Source organism: Acinetobacter sp. YH12098, from assembly GCF_013419235.1.
GTDB lineage: Bacteria > Pseudomonadota > Gammaproteobacteria > Pseudomonadales > Moraxellaceae > Acinetobacter > Acinetobacter amyesii.
In genome coordinates this window covers 1-6,455 of record NZ_VPAO01000071.1, presented here as the reverse complement: position 1 = coordinate 6,455, position 6,455 = coordinate 1, and the positions used below count along the sequence as shown (strand labels likewise).

The 6,455-nt window shown below is 37.6% G+C and carries 7 protein-coding genes and 1 pseudogene; 5 read left to right on the top strand and 3 right to left on the bottom strand.

What is annotated here, in order from left to right; translation table 11 throughout:
• The first annotated feature begins 144 nt into the window (after positions 1-144).
• Positions 145-960 carry a sulfonamide-resistant dihydropteroate synthase Sul2 gene (sul2, locus tag FTU38_RS16300; RefSeq protein ID WP_001043260.1) on the top strand — a complete coding sequence of 272 codons (816 nt, stop codon included), beginning with the start codon at positions 145-147 and terminating at the stop codon, positions 958-960.
• 86 nt (positions 961-1,046) lie between these two features.
• On the top strand, positions 1,047-1,349 hold the full coding sequence (locus tag FTU38_RS16295) for a phosphoglucosamine mutase (protein ID WP_000251875.1): 303 nt from the start codon (positions 1,047-1,049) through the stop codon (positions 1,347-1,349).
• A 288-nt stretch (positions 1,350-1,637) separates the two neighbouring features.
• Here FTU38_RS16295 and FTU38_RS17085 read toward each other — a convergent pair whose 3' ends face one another.
• The 3 genes and pseudogenes from FTU38_RS17085 to FTU38_RS16275 all read right to left on the bottom strand — a co-directional run.
• Positions 1,638-2,075, bottom strand: coding sequence for an HD domain-containing protein (locus tag FTU38_RS17085; RefSeq protein ID WP_373683434.1), 438 nt, complete (start codon positions 2,073-2,075; stop codon positions 1,638-1,640).
• A 447-nt stretch (positions 2,076-2,522) separates the two neighbouring features.
• Positions 2,523-3,383 (bottom strand): macrolide hydrolase EstT, encoded by an 861-nt coding sequence (gene estT / locus FTU38_RS16280; RefSeq protein ID WP_077782102.1) that lies wholly within the window; start codon positions 3,381-3,383, stop codon positions 2,523-2,525.
• Between the two features lie 17 nt (positions 3,384-3,400).
• Positions 3,401-3,697, bottom strand: a pseudogene (locus tag FTU38_RS16275) (FAD-dependent oxidoreductase); the annotation flags it as partial.
• On the opposite strand from FTU38_RS16275, the gene FTU38_RS16270 reads away from it, so the two are divergent.
• From FTU38_RS16270 to FTU38_RS16260, 3 genes are all read left to right on the top strand, one after another.
• Positions 3,658-4,503 (top strand): DUF234 domain-containing protein, encoded by an 846-nt coding sequence (locus FTU38_RS16270; RefSeq protein WP_169538917.1) that lies wholly within the window; start codon positions 3,658-3,660, stop codon positions 4,501-4,503. The pseudogene FTU38_RS16275 and the gene FTU38_RS16270 sit on opposite strands and share 40 nt — an antisense overlap.
• 165 nt (positions 4,504-4,668) lie before the next feature.
• Positions 4,669-5,199 carry an NAD(P)H-dependent oxidoreductase gene (locus tag FTU38_RS16265; protein WP_218944953.1) on the top strand — a complete coding sequence of 177 codons (531 nt, stop codon included), beginning with the start codon at positions 4,669-4,671 and terminating at the stop codon, positions 5,197-5,199.
• 91 nt (positions 5,200-5,290) lie between these two features.
• Entirely contained in the window at positions 5,291-6,325 is a 1,035-nt protein-coding gene (locus FTU38_RS16260) for a tRNA-dihydrouridine synthase (RefSeq protein WP_169538918.1), read from the top strand.
• Positions 6,326-6,455 lie beyond the last annotated feature (130 nt).

Here is a 6,455-nt window from a genome sequence, read left to right as displayed (position 1 = left end):
TGTTCCATTTTAGAGATTTGTTTAAGATAAGATATAACTCATTGAGATGTGTCATAGTATTCGTCGTTAGAAAACAATTATTGTGACATTATTTCAATGAGTTATCTATTTTTGTCGTGTACAGAGATTATTATAGAAGCCCCCATGAATAAATCGCTCATCATTTTCGGCATCGTCAACATAACCTCGGACAGTTTCTCCGATGGAGGCCGGTATCTGGCGCCAGACGCAGCCATTGCGCAGGCGCGTAAGCTGATGGCCGAGGGGGCAGATGTGATCGACCTCGGTCCGGCATCCAGCAATCCCGACGCCGCGCCTGTTTCGTCCGACACAGAAATCGCGCGTATCGCGCCGGTGCTGGACGCGCTCAAGGCAGATGGCATTCCCGTCTCGCTCGACAGTTATCAACCCGCGACGCAAGCCTATGCCTTGTCGCGTGGTGTGGCCTATCTCAATGATATTCGCGGTTTTCCAGACGCTGCGTTCTATCCGCAATTGGCGAAATCATCTGCCAAACTCGTCGTTATGCATTCGGTGCAAGACGGGCAGGCAGATCGGCGCGAGGCACCCGCTGGCGACATCATGGATCACATTGCGGCGTTCTTTGACGCGCGCATCGCGGCGCTGACGGGTGCCGGTATCAAACGCAACCGCCTTGTCCTTGATCCCGGCATGGGGTTTTTTCTGGGGGCTGCTCCCGAAACCTCGCTCTCGGTGCTGGCGCGGTTCGATGAATTGCGGCTGCGCTTCGATTTGCCGGTGCTTCTGTCTGTTTCGCGCAAATCCTTTCTGCGCGCGCTCACAGGCCGTGGTCCGGGGGATGTCGGGGCCGCGACACTCGCTGCAGAGCTTGCCGCCGCCGCAGGTGGAGCTGACTTCATCCGCACACACGAGCCGCGCCCCTTGCGCGACGGGCTGGCGGTATTGGCGGCGCTGAAAGAAACCGCAAGAATTCGTTAACTGCACATTCGGGATATTTCTCTATATTCGCGGTTCAGCAGGCATGTCCCCTTTGAGGGCGACCCGACGACAGGATAATCGACCTTATGGTGCGCAAATATTTCGGCACAGACGGTATTCGTGGCAAAGCCAACGAAGGCGCGATGACGGCGGAAACCGCCTTGCGCGTCGGCATGGCGGCTGGCCGTGTCTTTCGTCGCGGTGACCACCGCCATCGTGTCGTGATCGGCAAGGATACGCGCCTGTCGGGCTATATGCTTGAACCCGCGCTCACAGCCGGTTTCACCTCGATGGGCATGGACGTATTCCTTTTTGGCCCGCTGCCGACAACGTATAGGAAGAATAAACGCCCTTTTCACCCAAGTCCAACAGCTTTGGACCGCAGTTGACTCTTTCGACACCCCTGCGATGCAACCCAATCCGGCTGACGGGGAGCCAGCAACGCTGAAAATTTACCCTCCTCTTTCCCACTAGCGGCTCCTTTTCCGACAACCAGCACGGCGGATCCCTGCCGCGGCGCTGTGAACGCAGCATTTTGATTGGTATCGTTGGCCTTCAGGCTCGTCAGTCAAACAGACCCAGGAGCAGCTCAGCCGGTGGCGCCCGGCTTTCGGGTAACGCCCTGGTCCCGCTGGTTTCGGCTTTGTGCTTCAGGTGATCAAGGATCTGCTTGATCACTATAGGGTCTTCAATGCAGGACTGTATTTACATAAAGCAAGCGCCTTACCCGCTTGTGTTTTGATTTTTTTTGAAACAAATTGTCTTAAGGTTTCTGTGTCCTTAGTGCAATCCATAACTTGCATGTTTTCAATAAGGTCTGCCTCCCAAAGAATCTGAAAATCTTTTCCATCTATTTTTTCAGGCGTATGATGGTTTCCAACTATATAACATACTCTTTCAATTACGAATGGTTCATAATTATGTTCATTTAATATATTTCTTGCAATTGGTACTCCTTCCTGCTCTTGGAGATGTCCCTCCATTGATCCATATTTGCGTAATGCTTCCACAGAACCTATGTCGTGTAAAACAGCACTTAACTCTATAATACAACCAGTCTGACTGTCTACATTTTCTCTTTCAATAATCGTCCGTGTATTTTCTAACACCTTCATTGTGTGATCGACGCCATATGGTACAGTTCTGAAAATATTTTTCATCTCTTTGATTACTTGGTCTAATTTCTCTGATTCTCCTATGTCCTTATATTTCATATCACATTATTTTCTGCTAAGGTCTCAAGAATAAAAAAATCAGGCAATGAACCTATGTTAAGTAATCTTTTTGGTGGCTTTGGTTGATATTGGTTGAAAAGCACAATGACCAAGATGTTAATCCTGGTCTTTGGTTTTTAAGAAAACAAAATTGTATTTTCTTTTCGCTGTATCTCCGAGATGATATGATTTAATGAAGATACCATTTCGTATTTAGTTTACAATATTTCCTTTTATAAAAGAAAATTGCGTAGTATGATTATTAAAAAACACCAAAAGATGTTATTCAAAGAACACATTGATATTAGCTTCAATCTCTAAACCGTTGATTTGGAAATACATAATACCCTATTTGTTCATTCTTTTGTTATTTGTTGTATGTTGCGTTATTCCATCAATAATTTTATTCCAATCTTCGAAATGTAGTTCGTGTCCGGTTCCATCAAGCGTTATTAGTTTTGAGCCGTTTATCTTTTCAAGTAAAACTGCTGAATTCTTAAAATGCCATATTTTATCGTCCGTTCCGTGTACAATTAAGGTTGGTTGATTGATTTCGCTCAATCTGTTCCAGTATTCTTCACCACCTTGCAGTGCCGCATGATTGAACATACTTATATAGTTATTAGCTCTTTTAAATTCGGCTCTAATCAGTTTTTCACTTCTTTGTTTGTCAAATTGTTTCCTGCCGCTCATCAATTCAGCACCTTGAATTAAATAATTTGCCACACTGTCTTCATTTGTCCAATCTACGGTTTCAGCTTTTCCGTGAAAATCTAAAATACGCGTATCCATTTCAGGAATTGTGGGGTCTGAGTCGCCCCAAGGACCTGATGAGATTAGTGTTATTGAACTTACCCTGTCGGCATATTTTATTGATGCTATTTGAGAAATCAGTCCGCCCAGTGAAATTCCCACAAAATTGGCTTTGACTATTTTATAGCCGTCCAAAATTGAAATAGCATCATGGGTTAAGTCAACAATATCATAGGGGGTTGAACCCGGTTCGTAATTAGTAGATTTTCCTACGTCCCTATTGTCGTAGCGAATAACAAAAAATCCCTTTTCAGATAGTTTCTGGCAAAATTCAGCATCCCAATACAACATGGATACCGTTGCTCCCGCAATCAAGAGTATTGCCGGATCTTTTTCACATCCAAAACTTTCGGTAAAAAGTCTTATTCCGTTTTTTTTAACTATTTTCTCTTTCATTTCCTCGCCTTTCTGTTTTATAGATTCATTAGTTTTTGGAAAGAAAAGTCGAGGCTGAACATTTCCGTTTCGTTTATTATTGATTCTGCCTGTGCTTCTCTTCCATAAGCAAACATTTGCTGTTCATAATTTTCAATAGCCTCTTCAATGCTGTTAAATTTCCCATTGGTCAGATTATCCGACAATATCAAGGCATCCATCAACCCACTGTTTACGCCTTGTCCTGCAAAAGGAGGCATCAAATGAGCAGCATCTCCAATCATCGTTATGGGTAATGGACGCTTACTTTTCCAAGACTTATCTAAGGGAAATAGATTTAAAACCTTTGAAAGTAAGTGTATTAAAGGAGATTTTAAAAGATTACAACTCTTATTCAAATAAAAATTTACTTGATTTTTATTTGCTAAGTGGTGGAGTTGCAAAATATATAGAACTATTTATCTTAAACAGTAGTTTTGATTTAAAATCTATGATAGATACAATTATTGATCCAAACTCAATATTTTTGGAAGAGGGAAAAAATAGACTTATTGAAGAGTTTGGAAAAGAGTATGGAACATATTTTTCTATTTTAGCTTTAATCTCTGATTCAAAAACATCAAGAAGTGAAATAGAATCAATTTTGGAAAGAAATATTTCAGGACATTTATCACGACTTGAAAATGACTATAACATCATAAAATCAATTAAACCAATAAATGCTAAACCAAACTCAAAAGTACAAAAATATGAGATAGTTGATAATTTTTTATCCTTTTGGTTTAGATTTATTTTTAAATACCAATCACTAATCGAAGCTGAAAATTTCGATAGATTAAAAGAGATTATCTATAGAGATATCTCAACTTTTCAAGGAAAATTCCTTGAAAAACTTTTTGTGGAACTCTTAAAAGAGAAACAAACTTTCACTTCTATTGGCTCATATTGGGAGAGAAATAATCAAAATGAGATAGATATAGTTGCTATCGATGATATTGATAAGAAACTTCTAATTTGTGAAGTAAAACTAAATGAAAAACGGATAAACTATCAGGCTTTAGTTTTGAAATCTCAAAAATTAATTCAAGAGTATAAAGATTATGAGATAGAGTATAGGCTTTTATCGATAAAAGATATTTAAAATTAGAAAAACAGATAATAGCTGGTGCTAGAGTGGTTGCTAGGGTAATTACTCTAATTTCAAGTTGGTGCAAGTGGTTTTTGCAAACTTTGTATAAAGCCTTAATCGATATAAAAGTTAAGTTTGATTATATATAATTGTTGAATAATTTAAAAGGAGTACAAAATGAAAAAAGTTTTAATTTTAAATGGACACCAATATTATGAAAATGTTGCAAAAGGTGAATTAACTGAAAAGATTTTAGAAAAAGCGACACAATTTTTCAAAGAAAATAACTTTCTTATAAAATATACAAATATAGATAAGGGTTACGATATAAAAGAGGAGTGTGAGAAGTTTGAGTGGGCTGATTATGTGTTGTTTCAATATCCTGTTTATTGGATGGGTGTTCCTTGGATTACAAAAAAATATTTCGATGAGACTTTTACTCAAGGAAGACACTATGCAAACGACGGAAGAAGCAAAAACGATGATAGCAAAACTTATGGAAGTGGTGGATTACTAAAAGGCAAAAAATATATGCTAAGCTTGACATATAATTGTCCAAAAAGTGAGTTTAACAATCCTGATGGTTTTTTTGATGGATTATCACTAGATGAAGCAAATGTTGCTACTCATAAAACTTTTCAATTTGTTGGATTAGAACCTTTAAAACTTACTCTATGCATGATATTTTTAAAGGAGATTTGGATTTAAATAAAGAGTTAGCTAAATTTGAAGATACTTTAAGAGAGAATTTTAAGTTTAGTGTATATATAATTTGATATATTTAATTTAAGGAGCTATAATGAGTTTATTATTAAACAAAGGTAAAATAGGTGATTTGGAACTAAAAAATAGAGTTGTAATGCCACCTATGTGTATGTATAAAAGTGATAATAGTGGAGAATTAAAAGATTTCCATATGTTTCACTATACTTCAAGAGCAATGGCTGATGTTGGTTTAATTATTGTTGAACCAGCATCAGTTGAGCCAAAAGGAAGAGTTTCATCTTTTGAATTAGGACTTTGGGATGATTCTTTAATTGAAAATCATAAAAAAATGAATGAGAAGTTACACTTATTTGGAGCAAAAAGTTCTATACAATTAGCTCATGCAGGAAGAAAATCTGAAGTTGTTGATGATATTTGTGTAGCTCCAAGCTCAATTGCTTTTAGTCAAAAATCACCATATAAAGTTCCAAAAGCGTTAAGTCTTGAAGAGATAACAAAAATAAAAGAGTTGTTTGTAAATGCTGCAATTAGAGCCGAAAAAGCAAATTATGATTCAGTAGAACTTCACGCTGCTCATGGATATTTGTTGTGTGAATTTTTATCACCTTTAACAAATAAAAGAGATGATATTTATGGTGGAAGTTTAGAAAATAGGTGTAGATTAGTAATTGAAACTGCAAAAGAGATAAAAAATAGGGTAAAATTACCCCTTATTGTTAGAATTAGTGCTGATGAATGGATGCAAAATGGATGGAATATAGAAGACTCTATTTATTTATGTAAAGAGTTAGAAAAAGTTGGAGTTGATTGTATTCATGTTTCAAGTGGTGGAAATATAGAAAATCCAGATAAGATACCAAAAATTGAACCATTTTATCAAGCTAATTGGGCAAAAGAGATTAAAAAAAGTGTAGATATTCCTGTTATTGCTGTTGGTTTAATAACAACAGCAAAAGAGGGTGAATATCTTCTTGAAAATAGTTTTTGTGATTTTGTTGCATATGGAAGAGAGTTGCTTAAAAATCCAAATCTTGTATTTTATGCTGCAAATGAACTAAACGAAAAAGAGAAAATTAATAGCTCTTATGCAAGAGCATTTTTAAAATAATATTCTCTGTACACGACAAAAATAGATAACTCATTGAAATAATGTCACAATAATTGTTTTCTAACGACGAATACTATGACACATCTCAATGAGTTATATCTTATCTTAAACAAATCTCTAAAATGGAACA

Bases quoted from the DNA above. Each gene is read 5' to 3' on its own strand.
- sul2 (WP_001043260.1), top strand. From the start codon at position 145: ATGAATAAATCGCTCATCATTTTCGGCATCGTCAACATAACCTCGGAC.
- FTU38_RS17085 (WP_373683434.1), bottom strand. From the start codon at position 2,075: ATGAAGGTGTTAGAAAATACACGGACGATTATTGAAAGAGAAAATGTA.
- FTU38_RS16265 (WP_218944953.1), top strand. From the start codon at position 4,669: ATGAAAAAAGTTTTAATTTTAAATGGACACCAATATTATGAAAATGTT.
- FTU38_RS16260 (WP_169538918.1), top strand. From the start codon at position 5,291: ATGAGTTTATTATTAAACAAAGGTAAAATAGGTGATTTGGAACTAAAA.
- estT (WP_077782102.1), bottom strand. From the start codon at position 3,383: ATGAAAGAGAAAATAGTTAAAAAAAACGGAATAAGACTTTTTACCGAA.
- FTU38_RS16295 (WP_000251875.1), top strand. From the start codon at position 1,047: ATGGTGCGCAAATATTTCGGCACAGACGGTATTCGTGGCAAAGCCAAC.
- FTU38_RS16270 (WP_169538917.1), top strand. From the start codon at position 3,658: ATGGACGCTTACTTTTCCAAGACTTATCTAAGGGAAATAGATTTAAAA.